Source organism: Roseibium sp. JB4-4, from assembly GCF_055693425.1.
In genome coordinates this window covers 2,616,658-2,635,834 of record NZ_CM146333.1, presented here as the reverse complement: position 1 = coordinate 2,635,834, position 19,177 = coordinate 2,616,658, and the positions used below count along the sequence as shown (strand labels likewise).

Annotated in this window: 16 protein-coding genes; 8 read left to right on the top strand and 8 right to left on the bottom strand. The window is 53.8% G+C overall.

The window, feature by feature from the left end:
* Positions 1-192 precede the first annotated feature (192 nt).
* From ACZ1HV_RS12220 to ACZ1HV_RS12195, 6 genes are all read left to right on the top strand, one after another.
* A complete protein-coding gene (locus ACZ1HV_RS12220) occupies positions 193-1,272 on the top strand; it encodes a UbiA family prenyltransferase (protein ID WP_472718439.1) in 1,080 nt (359 codons plus the stop codon).
* A complete protein-coding gene (locus ACZ1HV_RS12215; RefSeq protein WP_472718227.1) occupies positions 1,269-1,628 on the top strand; it encodes a hypothetical protein in 360 nt (119 codons plus the stop codon). The genes ACZ1HV_RS12220 and ACZ1HV_RS12215 overlap by 4 nt, the downstream gene beginning before the upstream one ends.
* Positions 1,629-1,634: 6 nt before the next feature.
* On the top strand, positions 1,635-2,951 hold the full coding sequence (locus ACZ1HV_RS12210; protein WP_472718226.1) for an FAD-binding protein: 1,317 nt from the start codon (positions 1,635-1,637) through the stop codon (positions 2,949-2,951).
* A gap of 168 nt (positions 2,952-3,119) precedes the next feature.
* Positions 3,120-3,557 carry an EamA family transporter gene (locus ACZ1HV_RS12205; protein ID WP_298817862.1) on the top strand — a complete coding sequence of 146 codons (438 nt, stop codon included), beginning with the start codon at positions 3,120-3,122 and terminating at the stop codon, positions 3,555-3,557.
* On the top strand, positions 3,554-4,567 hold the full coding sequence (locus ACZ1HV_RS12200; RefSeq protein WP_472718225.1) for an NAD-dependent epimerase/dehydratase family protein: 1,014 nt from the start codon (positions 3,554-3,556) through the stop codon (positions 4,565-4,567). The genes ACZ1HV_RS12205 and ACZ1HV_RS12200 overlap by 4 nt, the downstream gene beginning before the upstream one ends.
* Positions 4,568-4,575: 8 nt before the next feature.
* Complete coding sequence (locus ACZ1HV_RS12195) at positions 4,576-6,027, top strand: aspartate aminotransferase family protein (protein ID WP_472718224.1); 1,452 nt, start codon at positions 4,576-4,578, stop codon at positions 6,025-6,027.
* 231 nt (positions 6,028-6,258) lie between these two features.
* On the opposite strand, the gene ACZ1HV_RS12190 is transcribed toward ACZ1HV_RS12195, so the two are convergent.
* The 4 genes from ACZ1HV_RS12190 to ACZ1HV_RS12175 all read right to left on the bottom strand — a co-directional run bounded on the left by ACZ1HV_RS12190 (position 6,259) and on the right by ACZ1HV_RS12175 (position 11,578).
* Complete coding sequence (locus ACZ1HV_RS12190) at positions 6,259-7,449, bottom strand: hypothetical protein (protein WP_472718223.1); 1,191 nt, start codon at positions 7,447-7,449, stop codon at positions 6,259-6,261.
* Between the two features lie 210 nt (positions 7,450-7,659).
* Entirely contained in the window at positions 7,660-9,201 is a 1,542-nt protein-coding gene (locus ACZ1HV_RS12185; RefSeq protein WP_472718222.1) for an oligosaccharide flippase family protein, read from the bottom strand.
* Positions 9,202-9,337: 136 nt separating this feature from the next.
* Positions 9,338-10,426 (bottom strand): GumK N-terminal domain-containing glycosyltransferase, encoded by a 1,089-nt coding sequence (locus tag ACZ1HV_RS12180; RefSeq protein WP_472718221.1) that lies wholly within the window; start codon positions 10,424-10,426, stop codon positions 9,338-9,340.
* A gap of 39 nt (positions 10,427-10,465) precedes the next feature.
* Entirely contained in the window at positions 10,466-11,578 is a 1,113-nt protein-coding gene (locus tag ACZ1HV_RS12175) for a glycoside hydrolase family 5 protein (RefSeq protein WP_472718220.1), read from the bottom strand.
* Between the two features lie 76 nt (positions 11,579-11,654).
* Between ACZ1HV_RS12175 and ACZ1HV_RS12170 the strand changes: the two genes are divergently transcribed.
* Positions 11,655-12,821: a glycosyltransferase family 4 protein gene (locus ACZ1HV_RS12170; protein ID WP_472718219.1), complete on the top strand. Its 1,167-nt coding sequence runs from the start codon at positions 11,655-11,657 to the stop codon at positions 12,819-12,821.
* Here ACZ1HV_RS12170 and ACZ1HV_RS12165 read toward each other — a convergent pair.
* Both ACZ1HV_RS12165 and ACZ1HV_RS12160 read right to left on the bottom strand, forming a co-directional pair.
* The gene (locus ACZ1HV_RS12165; RefSeq protein WP_472718218.1) at positions 12,797-14,137 is read right to left on the bottom strand and encodes a UDP-phosphate alpha N-acetylglucosaminyltransferase; all 1,341 of its coding nucleotides are present in this window, start codon (positions 14,135-14,137) and stop codon (positions 12,797-12,799) included. The genes ACZ1HV_RS12170 and ACZ1HV_RS12165 overlap by 25 nt on opposite strands.
* Positions 14,115-16,187: a GumC family protein gene (locus ACZ1HV_RS12160; RefSeq protein ID WP_472718217.1), complete on the bottom strand. Its 2,073-nt coding sequence runs from the start codon at positions 16,185-16,187 to the stop codon at positions 14,115-14,117. The genes ACZ1HV_RS12165 and ACZ1HV_RS12160 overlap by 23 nt, the downstream gene beginning before the upstream one ends.
* Positions 16,188-16,542: 355 nt before the next feature.
* Between ACZ1HV_RS12160 and ACZ1HV_RS12155 the strand changes: the two genes are divergently transcribed.
* Entirely contained in the window at positions 16,543-17,307 is a 765-nt protein-coding gene (locus tag ACZ1HV_RS12155) for a WecB/TagA/CpsF family glycosyltransferase (protein ID WP_298817887.1), read from the top strand.
* Here the strand turns inward: ACZ1HV_RS12155 and ACZ1HV_RS12150 are convergent.
* Together ACZ1HV_RS12150 and ACZ1HV_RS12145 are read right to left on the bottom strand one after the other, a co-directional pair.
* Positions 17,304-18,071, bottom strand: coding sequence for a cobalt-precorrin-6A reductase (locus ACZ1HV_RS12150; protein WP_472718216.1), 768 nt, complete (start codon positions 18,069-18,071; stop codon positions 17,304-17,306). The genes ACZ1HV_RS12155 and ACZ1HV_RS12150 overlap by 4 nt on opposite strands.
* Positions 18,049-19,149, bottom strand: a complete 1,101-nt coding sequence (locus ACZ1HV_RS12145) for a cobalt-precorrin-5B (C(1))-methyltransferase (protein ID WP_472718215.1) — start codon at positions 19,147-19,149, stop codon at positions 18,049-18,051. The genes ACZ1HV_RS12150 and ACZ1HV_RS12145 overlap by 23 nt, the downstream gene beginning before the upstream one ends.
* Positions 19,150-19,177 lie beyond the last annotated feature (28 nt).

Below are 19,177 nucleotides of genomic sequence, written 5' to 3'. Positions count from 1 at the left end.
CCGCTTTTGGGCGGACTTTGCGCCGTCAGCGCTTCCCGTATAAATGGCATGATAAGGAATTTGCGTTAGCCAGAACTGTAATACAGGAAGCGTTTGCACTATTCTTGAATTACATTTGGTTCGCAGAAATCTTCGTCTAACAGAAGAGTGCCAGATGTTTGGGGTAGTGCTCAAACTGAAGGTTCCCGCGTGATGGATCAGCGCTGTGAAACGACAAACCGGGCTATTTACGTAGACTTGGATGGCACGCTCATTGGGGGTGATCTGCTTTGGGAAAGCCTGTTTCAGGCGCTTCGCAGAAAACCGTTCGTTGTTTTCCTGATTTTTGGTTGGTTGCGGCACGGCATTGCCTTCACCAAGGCAAGGCTTGCCGAGGCTGCAGAAATCGATGTTAAAACACTGCCTTATAGAACTGGTGTCGTTGAACGCCTGAAGGCGGAAAAAGCGGCGGGCCGGCGGCTCGTGCTGGCGACTGGATCGAATGAAGCTCTTGCTCAAGCGGTAGCCGAGCATCTGGGTATCTTCGATGACGTGCTTGCGTCCGATGAAAAAACCAACCTGACAGCGCATCGTAAGCTTGACCGGATAAGGGACCGGGTCGGCGAGGAAGGCTTTGATTACTACGGCAACTCTCACCACGACGTCTGTCTGTTTGAAGAAGCAGCCGAAGCGACGGTCGTCGCTCCGGACAGGGCTGCACACAACTGGCAACGCCAGACAGGCGCTGAACGGATTGACGCGACTGAGAGCGAGATCAAAGCTGCAATACAGGCCATGCGCCCGCATCAATGGCTCAAAAACGCACTGATTTTCGTACCCGCAGTCCTGGCGCACGAGATTTTTGTCGCATCCGTTTTTGTCAGCAGTTTGTTGGCATTCGTAGCATTTTCACTCACGGCTTCGGCCATCTATGTGGTTAATGACCTTTTGGACCTTGAGGCGGATCGCCGTCACCGCACGAAGTGCAATCGCCCGTTTGCAAGCGGCCGGTTGAGTGTGCCAAACGGCTTGCTTCTGGCAGCTGGCTCGATTGTGGTTGCTTTCGTTATCTCCGCATTCCTTCCCTTGGCCTTCACTGGGATCCTGGTGCTTTATCTGTTTATTACAACCGCATATTCGGTCGCGATAAAGCGGATGCTCTTGCTGGATGTTTTCGTCCTGGCCGGTCTTTACACTGTGCGTGTCCTTGCCGGGGGGCTGCCGCTGATATCGAGTATTCGTTCTGGTTGCTCGCGTTCTCGGTCTTCTTCTTCCTGTCGCTTGCTTTGGTGAAACGCTTTACCGAGTTGCAGCAGGTTGGCGAAGTAGCCTCGCGTGAAGTCACTGGCCGCGGCTATCGGCATGTTGACCTGGAGCCTATCTCGCAGGCAGGCATGACATCCGGTTTCGCGGCTGTACTGGTTCTCGCGCTCTATATTCAAAGTCCGGTAATCGAGGAAGCTTATACCATTCCGCAGCTTATCTGGCTTTTGTGCCCGCTGGTTCTCTACATCATCATGCGTATCTGGATCCTCGCGCGCAGAGGCGAGATGCATGAAGACCCGATTGTTTTCATCCTGAAGGACTGGCGCAGCCAATTTATGATCGGTTGCGGTGCCGTCCTTTTCCTGATTGCTGCTGCCTGGTAAGCCGACATGGTCAAGGAAATGCGGCAGATCGCCAGCTGGGGTGGATTGTCGGTCAAAAACCCGCGTCTTCTCGCGCCTGACCGGTATCTGACCAGCGAGATCAGATCGGAAGGTGCGTTGCCTTTTGGCAATGGCAGAAGTTATGGCGACAGTTGCTTGAATGCAGCCGGGAGCGCGATTACGTCACAATCCGCAAATCGCATTCTGTCTTTCGACAAGTCTTCCGGTCTTCTGGAAGCGGAAGCAGGCATCCTCTTAAGCGACATCATCGCAGCTGTGGCGCCGCATGGTTGGTTTCCTGTGGTGGTTCCCGGCACTCAGTTTGTGACGCTTGGCGGTGCCATTGCCAATGACATTCACGGAAAAAACCACCACAGGCGGGGGACATTCGGCTGTCACGTGGTGGACCTGCTGCTCGAGAGATCGGACCAGGGCCCTCTCCTTTTGAACCCAACTGAGGAGAGTGGCCTTTTCGATGCAACGATTGGGGGCATGGGCCTGACCGGTCTGATCCGCAAGGCGACCATTCAGCTGATGAAAGTCGGTTCCTCTTCGATCAACCAGGTGACGACACGCTTTGAAAGTCTGGAAGCGTATTTCGAGTTGGTTGATGATGCAGATGCGCAGCATGAATATGCGGTCGCCTGGATCGACTCTCTGGTCAAGGGGCGGCATTTCGGGCGGGGGCACCTGATTGCCGGCGACCATGCTGCTGAAGGCGAGCATCCGCAACGCAAACCGGCGCCACGTTTGAGCATCCCGCTCACGCCGCCGATCTCACCCCTTCAAGGGCCCTTCCTGAAGCTCTTCAACGAAAGCTACTTCAGAAGCGCGCCTGTGGGCAGATCCGAGCAGTTGGTTGCCTTTGACAAATTCTTCTTTCCGCTGGATCGCGTTGGGCGATGGAACCGTCTCTATGGGCCAAGGGGCCTCCATCAGCACCAGAGCGCTATCCCGCCGGACAATGCGTTTGAGGTCATTAAGTCTCTGCTGGAATGCACCCAAAGAAATCATCATGGGTCCTTTCTGACCGTCTTGAAACGCTTTGGGTCACTGCCAAGCCCTGGGATCTTGAGCTTTCCGCGTCCAGGCTTCACGTTGACGCTTGATTTCCCGGACAAAGGCAGTGTGACCCACAGGTTGCTTGAGCAACTCGACGCCATCACCATTCAGTCCGGGGGTGCGGTGAACCCTTACAAGGACCGGCGAATGTCGAGTGTGACTTTCAGAGCCTCTTTTCCGAGCTGGCAAGAGATCGAGAAACTGCGGGATCCTGCACTTATGTCTGACTTTTGGCGCAGGACTGTCTTGGACGGCAGCTGACATGGTGAATCAAATAATAATAACATGAAGAAAATTTAAGTAATAAAGTCACGCATTATTATTCATACAGTGATATCAAAGTTAAATCGCGCCGGAATTAAGATAATTTAATCAAATTAGATCGATAGTTGCGTTGGTAAAATTTACAGTGAGTGGAGACGATGGGGTATGGCTAAGTTCCTCCCTTTTATTTTATTTACCGTACTAACAAACGCAGCTGCACAAATAATGTTAAAGTACGGAATGACCAAGCTGGGTGATTTCAGCGGGTTGTCCAGCAATCTGGTCATCAAACTACTTCAGGTCGTGTTCTCGCCATTCGTGTTTTTGGGTCTTTGCACCTTTGTGATCTCAATGGCGTCGCATCTTTATGTCTTGTCGAAAGTAGAGCTGTCATACGCCTATCCGTTTTTGTCGCTCGCCTATGTGGTTGTGGCTGTCTACGCCTATTTCATTTTTCAGGAAGACTTGAACGCGATGCGTGTCATCGGGATCGCCTTCATCTGCGTCGGCACGATCTTCATCGCGCAAGGCGGATCCAACCCTGATCAGAACCACGCAAAATCCCCGGTTGAAACTGCGGCCCTGAAGGAGACCTCGAAGTGAAACACATTCTTTTCGGTGGAGACGGTTTCGTCGGTCGCCAACTTGCAAAAAAGCTACTGGAAGACGGGGAAGAGGTCATTGTTGCCGATATCGTCAATGACAATCAGTCTGTCTATCCGAAGGCAACTTTTCTTACCTGCGATGTGACCGATCCGGCTACTATCGCCAAAGTGCCGATGACTGCAGACGACATGGTTTATAATCTGTCGGCCAAGATGCTGTCACCGATCCAGGTGCGCGCAAAACGTCACGACTTTTTCTATCCGGTCAACTACGACGGGACCAAGAACATCATCGAAGCGATGGACCGTGCGGGCGCCAAGAAACTGGTGCACTATACGACCGACATGGTCTATGGCCACACCGTTACCTACCCGATGACCGAAGATCATCCTGTCGCGCCACTCGGCGAATATGGTCAATCCAAGCTGGACACGGAGTTCCTGGCAGGCGATTGGCGTGAGCGCGGAATGGACATCACCCTGTTTCGGCCACGGTTGATTATCGGTCCGGGCCGTCTTGGCATCCTGACCAAGCTCTTCAAACTTATCGATATGAACCTTCCGGTCCCCATGATCGGGTCTGGTAAGAACCCTTACCAGTTCATTTCGGTGTTCGATTGTGCCGATGCCGCCTATCGCGCCTGGAAAGCGGGTGTTCCGAATGAAGCTTATAATCTGGGCTCCATCAATCCTCCTCCAGTCAAGAAGCTGCTTGGCGATCTTGTGAAGCACGCAGGATCCAAGTCGTTGCTGCTGCCAACCTGGGGATTTGCGGTCAAGCGCACCCTTGATTTCCTCGACGCCATCAACATGCCGCTGATGGATCCGGAACAGTATCTGATTGCCGACGAGATGTGCGTTCTCGATGTCTCAAAGGGCGAACGTGACCTTGGCTGGGTGCCGGCCTACCGCGACGAAGATATGCTGATCGCCGCATATGACGAATACCGATCACAGAAAACGGCCGGGAACGGTGCCAATCACGGCAGCGTTCAGCCTGCAGAATAGGATTATCCATGTTAGCTAATGTTGCGACTAAGCAGGACATGCCTGAGGCAGAAGCAATGCAAAGCACCAAACCGGACCTGATGACGGTCGAAGACGCAAAAGCTCTCGACACCAAGTCGATGGCTGAGCTCTTCAAGGACCATATTAATCCCGGACAGTTTCATTTCATGAAGTTGCTGGGGTTCCACAAGGTCAAGATCGAGACTGCGGAAGGGATGTATTACACCGACCAGAACGGTCGAAAGATCCTGGACTTTTTCGGTGGTTTCGGTTCGCTTGCCCATGGGCACAATCATCCGCGTGTGATCGCCGCGCGCCAGCGATTTCAGGATGAAGACCGTCACGAGATTGCCATTGCATTCCTCTCTCAGTATGCAACCGCGCTTGCCAAGAACCTGGCGGCATGCTCGCCAGGCGACCTTGACATGGTGTTTCTCGGTTCGACCGGTTCGGAAGCCATGGAGGCAGCCGTCAAGGTGGCCGAGCGGGCCTCGGGCAGGAAAAACTGCAAGGTCGTATACGCTGAGAACTCATTTCACGGCAAGACGAAGGGCGTTCTGTCGCTCACGGATTCAGAACTCTATCAAGGCGATTTCCAGTTGGTCGGTAACCGGGTCAAGGTTCCGTTCGGCGATCTGCAGGCCTTGAGCAATGCCATCAAATCTGATCCGGACATCGGCGTCGTTGTCTTGGAAACCGTCCAGGGCGGTGGTGGCATCATCTCGGCACCGGAATCCTATTGGAAAGGCGTCAGAGAATTGTGCGACCAGCACAATGTGCTTTGGGTTGCCGACGAAGTTCAATGCGGTTACGGCCGGACGGGCAAATTCTACGCTTTCGAACACTATGGTGTTGTTCCGGACGTCACGGCGTTGGCGAAATCGCTCGGCGCTGGCAAGGCTGCCGTTGGTGCGATGATTGCCAAACGCGATGTCTATATGAAAGCCTACGGCTCTCCCAAAACGGCAATGATACACGCACAGGCAACATTCGGCGGGATTGGCGAGGCAAGCGTCACGGCTATTGAAGGTTTGAATGTTCTTTATGATGAGGACCTGATTGAAAATTCTGCACGCGTTGGTGCCCATCTGATCGCGCGCCTGAAACAGATCCAGGAGAAATACCCGAAGATCATCAAGGATGTCCGTGGACAAGGCCTGATGGTCGGACTGGAGTTTCAGGATTTCTCGCAGACAATGCCGATGGTTTTGCGGCCCGTGCTCGCCATGCTTGATGAGAAGCTGAAAGGGTCGCTCTCTGGCTTTATCGGCGCTCAGCTTTTGCGCGACTACGACATTCTAGTGGCCTTCACTGAGTATAACCGCAATGTCATTCGCCTCGAGCCACCTCTCGTCTGTACCAAGGAGAACGTCGATACGTTCTGTGATGCGCTGGACGACCTCTTGTCGAAAGGCATTGTCAGCATCGTGAACGGCTTCATCAAATCGCAGGCCGGTTAGCGTTGAGCAAATGAGTGCGGTCTGGCGAACAATGCCAGGTCGCTTCAAACACGGAAACCCGCTTCATTCGAAGCGGGTTTTTTGTTCTTCAGGACCGGTCACCGGTTGCCACGATTGGCGCAGTTCGAAGAGACACAGGTGAACCAGTTCACGGTCTGCGAGGCAGCCAAGAGACGATAGGTGCGGTGTTCAAGCACTCCGCCCGGGTCAATGTCTGGAAGCTGTGCGGGTCTATGATACCCGCTCGGTTTCAGACCGTGCGACTGAAAACTCAGGCTTCCAGATTTCCATCAGGACCAGCAAAAGGGGCAGCATGTAGGGTAAATAAACACGATCATCGGGAAGCGGAAACGTGACGAATTTTCCGCCGATGCACAGCGTCAAAGCAATGGCCGCCATCCACTGACCGCGCGAGACCTCGAAGCCGTTGCGAACGAATAGCGCAAACCCGAGAAGAAATACCGCAAGCAGCATGAGCCAGTCGAAAGCCTGAAGTGTGCGGGCAAGATTGATGAGCAGGGCCTTAACAAACAGCACGGCGTCAAAGGCCGGATCGAACCCGCGCATGTCATCCTGATATTCGATATTGGAGAAATAGAAATGAGGCCACCAGCCTGGGTGCTCGGCGGCCCCGGTCACTGGGAAATAGAGGCAAACGCAGGCAATGAAGAGAGCCAGATAGGCCAGTCGGTATTTACTCACCGCAAATGCCGCCAAAAGCAGTGCGAAGAACAGAAGAATACCATCCGGCCGGACCAGGAACGCAAGAATGAGAAACGGGGCTGCGAAAAACGGTTTTTCCCTACAGACAAAATAGATTGCTGGCAGCGTGAAGACTGCCATCATCAGGTCAGGTGTCGCTTCTCTGGCCGAAAAGACATACCCGATCAGTATGGAGACGGGACCGATGATCAAAAGGCCCTGAACGAAGTTTCGCCGGAAACTCCAGGCAATGACAAACACTCCGATCAAGGCCGCTGAAATCGTCGATATCAGAGTTGTGGCATGCACTCGGCCTGTGACTTCTCCAAGGTGTTTGATTGTTTCGACATAAGCGAGTTTCACCCGGAACATGGGGAATAGCGAAACAAAGTGTTCCGGATTTTCATACTGACCGACCCTATAGGGAATAGCGGCAGTCAATTTATAGAATTGAAGTTCTGAAGTAGCCTCCTGAACTTCACCGTAAGCCGTCGCGTGAATTTCTTCTGCTGTTTCGAGCCTGTCTTCGACCGCGATCCCGACATAGGCCAGGATGTCCCAGTTGTAGACCGGGTTGAAATAGGCGAGCGCCAGGGTTCCGAGGATGATGACTGAATAGAAGCTGACGGAGAGTATATTCAAAACACGCTTTGAAAGCAGCATTCCGGTCGATTGCAGAATGGGCCCAAAGCGTTCGCCGAATACGGTTCCGATAGACATTGCTTCAATAGTTCCGATTTGCGTTATTTGCAGATCGCCGCAAAGATCCATGCTTGATGTTTTTAAGCAAAACGCAAGTGCGGCGAACAGTTGGCCTTGCCAAAAAGCGAAAACCAATAGAGTTGGTGTTCAATTTAGAAATCTCAGGCTAACAACGCCTTAATAGAAGTTGCATTGAGCCGATAATACGAGTGAGATCAGTCAACCTTTTCAGGGGCCCACGCGAGTTTTTAGTCCATCGATAAGCGGCCGAATTTCAGACCAGGTGACCGCCTTAAGAAGGAACAGTGAGAGGAAATAAACGGGTGCGGCAGCACTTACGGCGATCAGGAGACCGATCAAGCCGGAAATGATGGTGAGTATGAACATTGCCGTTGCCCCGCAAATAGCCGCCGCCAAGGTCGATTTCATGAGGGAGAGAACGGGCAGGCGAAGCTGAAGGACACGATAGCAATAGATGCTCAACATCAGAAGAAGAAGAATGCTGGCAACGCCGCGGACCCAAGCGGCGCCCAGTTGACCGTAGGACGGTACAGTGATCAACAGCGACACGGTGGTTGCGCCACACCAAACCAGCATCATGCGAAGCTCGTCTGAACTCCGATTTTTGGCCAGGATCGCGCGTGAAATGACTGATGCCAGTGCTTGAGCGATTGCAAATGCAAGCAGAATGACCGCCGGCCAAACCGCAGGAGCAAAGTCCTCTCCGAAGACGGCTGGGATGAGCTCGTTTGCGACCGAAGCACCACCGATGGCAATTGGAGCAACGACAATCCCCAACCAGCGAATGGTTTCTTCAAAGGCACCGGCGAAGGCAGCGTCGTCAGCGTTGTCGTGCATTGCCCCGAATTGGGGAACCACGAAGGCAAGAATGAACACGGCCAATTGCGCAATCATGCCTGACATTGTCAGGCCGATGGAATAGTAGCCCACCTGGACGATGGAGAAAAAGAACCCAATAAGCGCGAGCTCGATCCGGGCGCCGAACAGGGCAAAGACACTGCCGGATATCCAATTGTTGCGCGCATAGAGTTTAACATCGGCCGGGATCTCGCGAACTCGTTCGGCTGTTTGGCCAAGGTAATTCCTGAAATCAAGAGCTTGTGGCAAGTGCCGGGTCGCATGTCCGAGGATGGCCCCAACAGGGCCGAAAAGCAAAGCACCGCCGAGGACCGAGAAAAACTGTAGAACACAGCCTGTCAATGTCATCCTGGCCACACGATCAAACTGACCAAGACCTTGTGCCGCGCAGATGGAAATTGTCGAATAGGCGTAACTCAAAAAGAGAACGATTGTGGCAAGCCAGACGAGTGACCCGTGTGCGTCGTTGGTCCCGGCAAGCCAAAGTGAATAGGCTCCTATCCCGACCGCCATGATCGCGGTTGTCACAACGAAACGGGACAGCAATGTCTGCAAAAGAGCGCTGTATGGCTGATCGCTGGAAACATCACGCGCAATGAAGCGCAATGTGGCCTGTGGCATACCATAGTCCGACACAATGGTGGCAACAGTCATGAACCACAGAGCGTAAGCCACGATGCCCGTGCCCTCGACGCCAAGCGTGCGGGCCACAATGATGCTGCAAATAAAACCCATGAACATGGAAAGAATGCCGGCAGTGGTGTTCACCACCGAATTTCGAAGCATGGACGCCATCAGGCTACACTCTTCGCAGTCGAAATAGCAGTCATCTGAATCCGCGCCAGACTTGATCTTGAGCCCAAGGCCCTGTTCGTCAAGGATCGGAGACAAATACCCTCCGACTTGAACCTTTGTGTGCTTATTCGGGTCTTACTTATGCCTATTCGCTTAAGATTTCGTGTGGCTAGTCTTCTCGAATGTATCCGATGAATGCGGGAACCGGTTGCACAACACGGGACGGGACAGGTCACAGATCCTTGTATCTGTTTGCCACATCTGTCCAATCGAGAACCTTGGAATCGCCTTCCGCATAGGGCCTGCCAAGCGCGTGTTCGATTGCAAGGGTGACTGACGCGGGATCGCCCGGCCTGTAGCCATAGCGATTTGGTTTTCCGCCGGCCGCAAAATCCGGGCAGATGGCATTGAGTTTCAGATAGTCGTACTGCATGAGCTTCATGCTGCTGTCGACCAGGTAGTCCGCATGCTCCATGTCGTGATAGGGCGCGACACCAGCGTCGGCGTATTTCAAGTATGGAAGCGTATCCGTGAACTCCATCCGACCATATTCGGTTATGTTTTCAGCACTTTTCTCAAGTTTAGGCGTACCGATCAGATGAAAGTGGATGTCCGGATAGGTTTCAGATGCGATTTCGAAAAATGTCGGGTCGAAGAGCATTGATCCGACTGTGACGATGTTCTTACCCCCTGAATAGGGGCTCGGGCCAATTGTATCGAAATCTGCTTTTGAAATACCATGTGTCACGAAGTGAACAGGACAGCCAAAATCCTGGAAGTGCTTGGCCATGGCCCGGGCGACGACAACTATGTGGCTGATGGCGGATCGGTCGCGGTAAAGTTGCTCTTCGATAAAGGGATGAGCGTTCACGGTTTCCAGAAGGTCGGATGCGACGTAAATGAGTTTGGTATTTGGCGCGCAGCGCCTGATCCGCCCGACCAACGCCGCCGCGATTCCCGATTCTACGATGATCAGGTCGGCTGTCTCGCACGCCCCGTCCATTTCGGAGCAAGACGAGTTGATCCACCATTTGAAAAGACTGTTGGTCAGGAAAGCGAGGCTGCCGAGCCCTCGATTGAACGGATGTATCGGAGAGCGCCACAAAAAGCACTCTATGCCGTTTCTGGTTTGCCATTTGTTGGCATCCGCCGAGAGACACTTACGGTGATCATGTGACAACAGGGACAGTGGACTGAAGCCAACGGATACGAATTTTACCGAGTTGCCCAAAGCGTGATAGGCATCCGCCAGAAAGTGCAGGCTGGCTCGCCACTCGGTTCGATAATCGTGCCGGGAAACGATGAGGACCTTATCTGTCATACACCTCATCCGTTTGCAGTCTCATTTGCTGCTCAGGTTTCATCCGCATTGCCGGTCCAAGTCCTGAAAATATGGCTTGAGTACATTGATTTGGGGTTTGTCGACCCCTGCATCCGGTTGTAGGGACAAGGGATAGTCCCCCCACCAGTCGCCAGCTGCCCAGGCCGTCCAACCAATCCAGATGTCTCTCTGGCTGGCCAGATAGTCGCCAAATTCGTCAAGCCCTGCCAGACAATCGGGTGCACTGGTTCCACCGAATTCACCCAGGAAACCTTTGTACCCATATTGCCGCATCCAGCCCGTTACGCCCTCGAGTGCCAGAATGGCGTCTTTGACCCGCGGACAGGTCGGATTGGTTCCTGAAAAATTATCATCCATATATTGGTGAAACTCGAACGCAAAATTGTCAGCGCTGTCTGAAATGTTCTGAAACAGTTCGGCATTTGACCCTCCTTCCTGATCATCGAACCAGTGCGAGGCTCCGCTCCAGATATTTCCAGGGACAAGCACTAGATTGTTCGCGCCCGTGGCCCGGATGGCATCCAGGCCTGCCTGTGCAGCTTCGAACCACACGGCAGATCCAATGTCCGTTGGTTCGTTCATCAATCCATAGACAACCAACGGGTTTCCGGAAAAAACAGGTGCCAGTTGAGACCAGAAGTTCGCGAAATCGGCAGCTGTCACATTGCCTTTGCCCAGGCGATCGTTCTGATACTCAGCATAGTTGTGAGGATCGAGAATGACTGTAAGCCCGCGTCCGTTGGCTTGCCGAACAATTTCGACCAGACGCGTAAGCTCCGCGCTATCAAACGGACCGTTTAATTCAGGTTGAAGTCTTTCCCATTTGAAAGGAAGACGAATGGCTGTCATTTGCCGCAACGCCGCCCAGTCCAGAGTTTCGACAGAAGGATAAATGTAGCTTTGCCCATAGTCGCCCTCAGATCCGCCAAACTCGCCTCCGGCTAGATTGACACCGCGCAGGCATATTTGCGCGGAAGCCGGATGTGAAACAGCCGCAACAAGCAGAGCGGTCGCAAGCGTACCGGCAACCAGGTGTCCCCGGGCCAGGACGCGTTTTGATGTGGTCAGTTTTGGGCGGTCATATTTCATAAAGGCTATGGACGGGTAAGCGCTGGTTGGCGTTATGATCATAAAGATCTTGTTGAAGGACGGATGTTACCTTGCGCGGATTGTGGTTGAGCACAATTGTTTTCGCCGGAAAAGATATATGAAACATGAACCGCACCCAGACGAGAAACTTAACGGCCTTGCTGATTTCTCCGATATACGTGTTGTTCACGTCGTCCGGCAATATGCTCCCAATATCGGCGGCCTTGAAGATGTGGTCCGAAACCTGGCAGCCAGGCAGAACGGGCGGTTCGCCGGCCTCAAGGTTGTCACGCTGGACAGGCTGTTCACGGACTTAGGCTCCAGACTTCCGAAACGGGAGATTATTGACGGTATCGAGGTTTGCCGTATTCCGTTTCGTGGAAGCACCAGATACCCCATTGCACCGTCCGTCCTGGGTGAAATCAAGGACGCTGACCTGGTGCACGTCCATGCCGTGGATTTCTTCTACGATGCCCTTGCGCTGAGCAGGTTCTGGCATGGAAAGACCCTGGTTGCGACAACGCATGGCGGCTTCTTTCACACATCCCGGTTTGCACAGCTGAAGCAGGTCTGGTTCAACACGTTGACCCGATTGTCCTCGTCTCAATATGCAGGCATTGCCTGTTGCAGCGAAAGCGACTTTGATCTGTTTCGAAAGATTGCGCCGAGGCGCACTGAACTGATCGAAAACGGGGTTGATCTTGATAAGTTCGGCGAGGCGGCTTCGTTTGAACCCAGGAAAACACTTTTGACGCTCGGTCGGTTTTCGACGAACAAGCGGCTGAACTTGTTGCTGGATCTCATGAAGTCCTTGCCGGCTTCCGACTACAGCTGGCAACTGCATGTGGCAGGTGTTGAATCCGAACTCACCAAAAATGACATTCTGTCACAAGCACAATCTCTCGGAGTGGGTGGCCAGGTCAATGTCCAAGTTGGTCTCAGCAATCAACAGCTTCGTGACCTTATCGGTCAATGCAGCCTGTTCGTAAGCGCTTCAGATTATGAGGGATTTGGCCTGGTGCTGATTGAAGCCTTGAGTGCGGGTCTCATTCCGGTTGTTAATGCAAATCAGGCTTTTCAATCGCTTTCCGGCAGCAATCCGCTCATCCGGCTTTGTGACTTTGAAGACGCGGCGAAGACGGCAAGTGCGGTAAACTCGGCCCTTCAGGACCTCGTTGCCGATCGGAGTTTGCGTAAGCGCGCAGTTCAATCCGTTCAACGGTATGGCTGGTCACACACGGCGAAAAAATATGACGACCTTTATACCCGTGCCCTGAGGCTCTGACGGTTTTGCTCCCGCGTGCTCCAAAAGCTTCGGTTAGCGCGGTGCGGCGGTGGAGGCTTTGCACTGACACTTTGCTGTTGCGCGCTGCCTGCTGACGACTTCATGATGTCTGCCGCTCCTGCAGCGACCCAGAAAAGGGCTGCCAGCTTGATCGAATAAAACGAGTTGGAAACGGTCATGAGCAAGGAGATGTAAACAACGGCCAGGGCCTTGAAATGAAGCGCTTGGGGGGCGTTGGAGGGCGCATAGACATAGAGCGTCCAAAGGGCCAGCAAGCCGATAATCCCGCACTTGACGATAGAATAGGCAAACCCGTTGTCGGCCAGGAAGGGAACATCCGGCCGCAATCCGAACAATGCGTCCAGAGTAATCAGTTGCTGCAAGTGACTGGCATGGATGAGCCGCCCAATGAAGTTGTCGGCCCAGGGCAAGTCGGGAAAGAGCCCGCCAAAAACGGCCAGCGCAAATACGATCAACGGCGGCAGGCACCACCACAGAAATCTTGGAACGAGATAGGCAGCCCCGGCGGCAACAAACAGAAAGAAGCACACGAACATGCCGAAACGGGCGTCCGCCAGGACAATGACGACAAAGGCCAGTACCAGGAGCAGCAGCCGGTGTTTCATACCCTTTCGAAAGAGCGCCCAAAGGCACAGAAAAGCCCCGAAATTGCCCATCGTTACGGGTTCCAGGAAGACGGAAGAAGCTCTGATCTGTCCGAGAAAGTCAAAGAAGTTCCGACCTCCGACACGGGTGCTAGAGACGAACAAGTTCGAACCCTCGATAAAGTTGTCGTCGATTTCCAGAGTGCCGCGCGCAACGTAATATCCAAAGATATCGACGATCTGCGTATAAAGGTCGAGGAATAGGAACTCCAAAAACCCGATTGCCAGAACAATGAGGGTGCAGGTCCAGATCAGCCTGTCGGCGTCTTCTATCCGCTGAAATTTGCGTCCGATGAAATAGAAGATAATCGGGATGAGAAAGTCGCGAATGGCTTTCAGGTCAAGTTCCGGACGCAAGGCAAGAATGAAGGCCATGTAACTCAGATAAAGTGCCAGAATGACATAGAGCGCAGGATTACGGCTCACGGCGAGTAGAAGCGCGCAGCCGATCAATGCAAGCTCGGTCAAGATGACGTGGCTTTCGGAAATTCCGAACAAATTGGTATTGAAAACCGCCAGCAGGAAGTTGAACGTCAGGGCCGCGATTACAACTGCGCTGACAGCATTCAGCCAGAGGCGGTAGCGACGCTCTTCAATGTCCTGCAATGTCCCGGCAAAGGCTGGCCGGTCAGACAGCTGAGAGTACAACATTCCCGATGATCCGGTCTTGCCAGGGCTCCAGATAGGCCGTTGTGCGCTCAAAGTCGCTGGATCTGGTTTCGCCAAGCGCTGTAATCAGAATGATACCATCGCAATGGCGCAAAAGGACAGGCAACAGCGGACTGGCGTCAATATTGCCGGCGTCGATGAGCAGAAAGTCGTCATAGCTGGATGCGAGATCTGCGTTGGCTGCGTATTTTCGTTTAGTATCGATTTGCTCGACACGCAGGTAACTCGACAGGCCTTTCCTTTGAGAGGCAGAGCCGAGGTCGCTGTCTTCTGCCGCGATTTCAAGGCTCTGATCGGAGAGGTTCATGGCCAATCTGTTCAGCGTGTTTACTCTCGGGTTGGCCGATGAAGCAACGCTGTCGGACGATTGATCTGCACGTCGTTGGCCAACGGTATGAGCAAAGAGCACTTCTTCGCCCATATCATGCAATTCAACAGCTACATTGCGGATAAAGCGGGACGTATTTCCCGTGTTCCCGACAGATAGAACAAGAATGTTGGCGGGCTTTTCATCGGCAAATGCCTGCCTGAGAGCGTAAGCCACGCGGGTGCGTGCAATTCCGTTCTGTTTTTGAGTTGACGATGAGGGTTTTCCCAACCACCCGGTCAGTACGGACGCGTTTCCGCGGTCATTGGCCGGAGCGGAAATATTGGCCAGGATCGGAGCGCCCGTCCCCGTCGCGACGGCTCGCTCGCTGGTCAAGTTTCCTCGTAGAAGGGAAAGACCGATCACTCCAGCTGCCGCAAATACAAACCCGAACAGGCTACCGGCGCCGAGGGCAACGATCTTGTTGGGTCCGGTCGGTGAGCTGGGCACCGGCGCTTCTGAAAGTATTCTGGAACTGTTGGCGCCCAGATCCGGAAGTTCTTCCAGTTCTCTTGAGCGTTTCAAGAATGCCTCATAGATACTGCGGCTGGCATCGGCCTCGCTTTGCAGCTGGCGCAGTTCGATAAGCGCTTTGCCCTGCAGCGTGTTCTGCGACTGCAAATTCTTGGATTGCTGCTCCAGCCCGCTCAAGGTGAGGCGTGCCTGTTCGAACTGGCCTTTGACCGTTTGTTTGATACGTTGGAGTTCGGACTGGATTTGACGCCCGGTGTTGTTCATTTGCGATCGTAATTCGCGCAAAGTCGGGTGATTTGCACCGAGCGTTGTAGCAGCCTCAGCTTCCTGCTGTGCGATGCGCGAATACTGAACCCGCAGCGAGTTCAAAACCGAGCTGATCGCGTCCTGGGGAACAATCCCGGCCTCGACGTCCGCCAGGGTCAGAGATGCCATCTGGTCATTGATGACCTTGGCCCTTTCCATCGTCACCCGGGCTTCTGTGATCTGGTTGTTGAGCGCGTCGAGCTGCTGATCGATAACCGACCCGCCGGCAGTGCTAATCAGACCTTGCCGCGCCTTGTAGGCTTCCACGGCGGCTTCTGCGGTTTCGACACGGCCTTGTAACTGCTCTGCTTGTGCGCTCAGACTTTCGCTTGCCCGTGCGAGCGACTGCGTGCGGTTTGTTCTGGATTGCTCGATATATGCGTTTGCGGTCTCGTTCGCGATTGCCGCCGCGAGCTCTGCATCCGTATGCTTGACCACGATAACGAACACCAGAGACCTTTCGATCCTGTACACGTTGAGCGCCTCACGCAAGGCTTCAAGCGTGGCCTCTCTTGATTCCGCAGAGGATCGGTTGGAGCTGAAACCGCCGAATATTTTTTGCCTCAATCCCAGTTGCTGAAATTGTGGTGAGTCGTCCAGTCCAAGATTGTTGGCAACCTGGTTCAGAACGGCTGCGGACAGAATGATGTGCGTTTGGCTGTCCAGATCCATACTCTGGAGGGATTGGTTGCTGGCCGTCCCCACCGGATTGCTGGATATGGTCTGCGCTCCCTCCGGCTGCACAAGAAGCTCGGCCCTCGTCTCGTAGACAGGGGTCTTCAAGGCAACAAAAACAAACGCTATTCCGGCAAAAATGACTGGAAACAGAAGCAGCCAGAAGATATTGCGTTTCAGAAGTGCAGGTATGTCCGTGATATCGATCATGATGTTGTCTGCACTGTTGCCTTAGGAGCAATTTCGGGTCTTGTCGTGTTTCCGGCCAGTCAAAGATGCGTGAGCATGCTTCCACCATCTTTGGTCAGGAAATTCGTAAACAAACATGATTAACGCATCGCAAATATCCGGCAGGTGTCAGCCGGTATGCGTTGCTGGAACATGGTATACGGTCGGTTACTTCTGCCAAATAAAATAGGGTAGAGCTAAGAATAGGCCATTAATGCTAAAAGCAAATAGCGATCGGAATTAAATAAATTTAATAATGTTCGACATAAGACTCTCGTAACTTACATAACAATAATCGTTAGCTCGGCAACAGGCCGTGAATGGAATTTTATTGGCAATGAACAAGGTTGAGTTGGGTCTGCAGCCGTGGATCAACACAATGGAAATTGGACCGCTTGAAATTTCGCGCCTGAATCGTCAGGAAGCGATTGGTCTTATCCGGTCGGCTGTCCTTCAGGGCGAGCGACTGGACGTTGCCATTTGCAATGCTCACACGGTTCTGACCGCGGTTGACGACCCGGATTTCGCGGCAACACTCAATCGCATGACCTTGCTGAACGACGGGATCGGGATCGATCTCGCCAGCCGGTTCCTATGCGGAAGCTCTTTTCCTGACAATCTCAATGGTACGGACTTAGTGCCGGATGTCCTGAAGGGCATCGGTCTTTCTTTGCGCATCTACCTGCTTGGTGCTGAAGAAACGCAATTGCAGGAGGCAAGGAAGCATATTGAGGAAACCTATCCTGCACACGAAGTGGTCGGCTGCAGAAACGGCTATTTCGATATGGATGATTGTCGTGACATATGCACAGACATCAGTGCGCTGAAGCCTGATCTTCTTCTGGTTGCCATGGGCAACCCGAGACAGGAAAAGTTCATCGTTCAAAACCGACAGAACCTCGATGTGAAAGTGGCGATCGGTGTCGGAGCCCTTTTCGATTTCATGTCGGGTTCCGTTGCCCGCGCGCCGAAGCTGGTACGCGCTGCCGGACTGGAATGGCTCTTCAGGTTGCTACAGGAGCCGAGGCGTCTGTTTCGCCGCTATGTCATTGGAATTCCAAGATTTGCGTCTGCTGTGTTTAAATTCAGATTTGGCGGCTAACCAGGACGATCCACGAACCGTTCGATCAGTTTCAGAACCTCAATTGCAGAGCTGGCTGTGTCCGCATCCGGTAGAATCGGTCTCTTGATCATGAGAACAGGGATCTGGAGTTGCCGCGCCGCTTCGATCTTGGCGTAGGACGATGCTCCGCCGCTGTTTTTCGTTACCAGATGCGTGATCTTTTGGTGCTTGAGCAGGTGGAGTTCCGCATCGACGCTTTTGGAAGGGCGCTCGAGGATCAAGTGCCAGTGATCCGGCAGTGGCCGCACGGGGGGCTCAATCATCCGCACCAGCGCAAAACAGTCGTCCCGGTAAGTAAACTTGTCGCTCTCCTTGCGCCCGACTGAGAGAAACGCACGAGAATTCTTGGGCAGTGCCTCGGCTGCATCGGCTGTCGTGGCAACATGGTGCCACCTGTCGCCGTCAGCTTCATGCCACTCGGGGCGCTCCAGGCGGATGAGACCAGTATTAGTCCGCCTTGCAGCATCAACCGCATGCCGGCTCATCTGGGCGGCAAAGGGGTGCGTTGCATCAATGATCAGGCTGACATCTTCCTCTTTAAGATAGCTGACAAGACCATCGATGCCCCCAAAACCACCTATTCGGGTCGGAACACCGAGATCAGGCAGATCCTTGACAACGCCCGCAAAGGACACCGTCAATCTGATCCCTGCAAAGCGTCGGGCAATCGACGTTGCAAGTTGGCGGGCCTCGGTCGTCCCGGCAAGCAGCAAGATGTGGTCATTCGTCCGAGTCAAATCCACATTCTCCGAGAACAATTCCCTGCCGATCCGTGATCAGGACTTCGATCGCAACAGGAGCTTCCCTCAGGATCCGGCGTATCGCTGTTTTTGACTTGTGCGCTAACGGCGAACTCAAGTCGATACCTTCTGCCAGAGACGCATCAAGCACTTCCTTGGCGGTATTGGCCGAGGTGGCGGCCTCGATAAGGGAAGCGGGAGCTGCCGCTTCGTGGAGCAGGTCCTGCAGAAACGAGAAATCGATGGAGCTTCGCGCCGAATGAAGGTCGAGCGCTCCCTGAGCCAGTTTTGACATCTTGGCAAACCCGCCGGCCACCGTCAGCTTGTCCACTGGATGGGCGCGAAGGTATTTCAGGAGCCCACCTGCAAAATCTCCCATATCGAGGTAGGCAGCCTCATCCATCTGGTAGCGATCGCGAACGGCATCTTCCGATGATGATCCGGTGGCGCCGACCACATGTGTCAGTCCGATCGCCCGGGCGACATCGATGCCCCGATGAATAGAAGCGATCCAGGCGGCGCAGGAAAACGGGCGCACAATGCCGGTCGTGCCAAGAACCGACAGGCCCCCCATGATACCCAAACGGGGGTTCATGGTTTTTTGCGCGAGCTCAGCTCCGCCATCGATGGAAATCGTGATTTCAACGTCTCCAGGAGCCTGGTGTCTGGTAGCGACATCCTCAATCGCGGCCTGCATCATCTGGCGTGGCACGGGATTTATCGCCGGTTCACCCGGTGGTAACGGCAAGCCAGGCCGTGTCACGGTACCGACCCCTTCTCCGGCCTTGAACTTCACACCTTCGGTCGGCGGCAATCGCGTCACGGTCGATGTAATCAGTGCGCCATGCGTCACATCCGGGTCATCGCCGGCGTCCTTGGTTATGGAAGCGCTTGCTGTGCCGCCTGATAGGACATGGTGCGTCAGCGCGAATTGCGTCGTGCCACCCTTTGGCAGCGTTATTTCAACAGGATCCGGAAAGGTGCCCGTAAGAAGTGCTTCATAGGCCGCTTTTGCTGCGGCCGTTGCACAGGCACCGGTCGTCCAACCGCGCCGCAACTCTTTGGGCTCATTTCTCGACATCGTTCCTCTATAGCGGAAGATGCCGTGC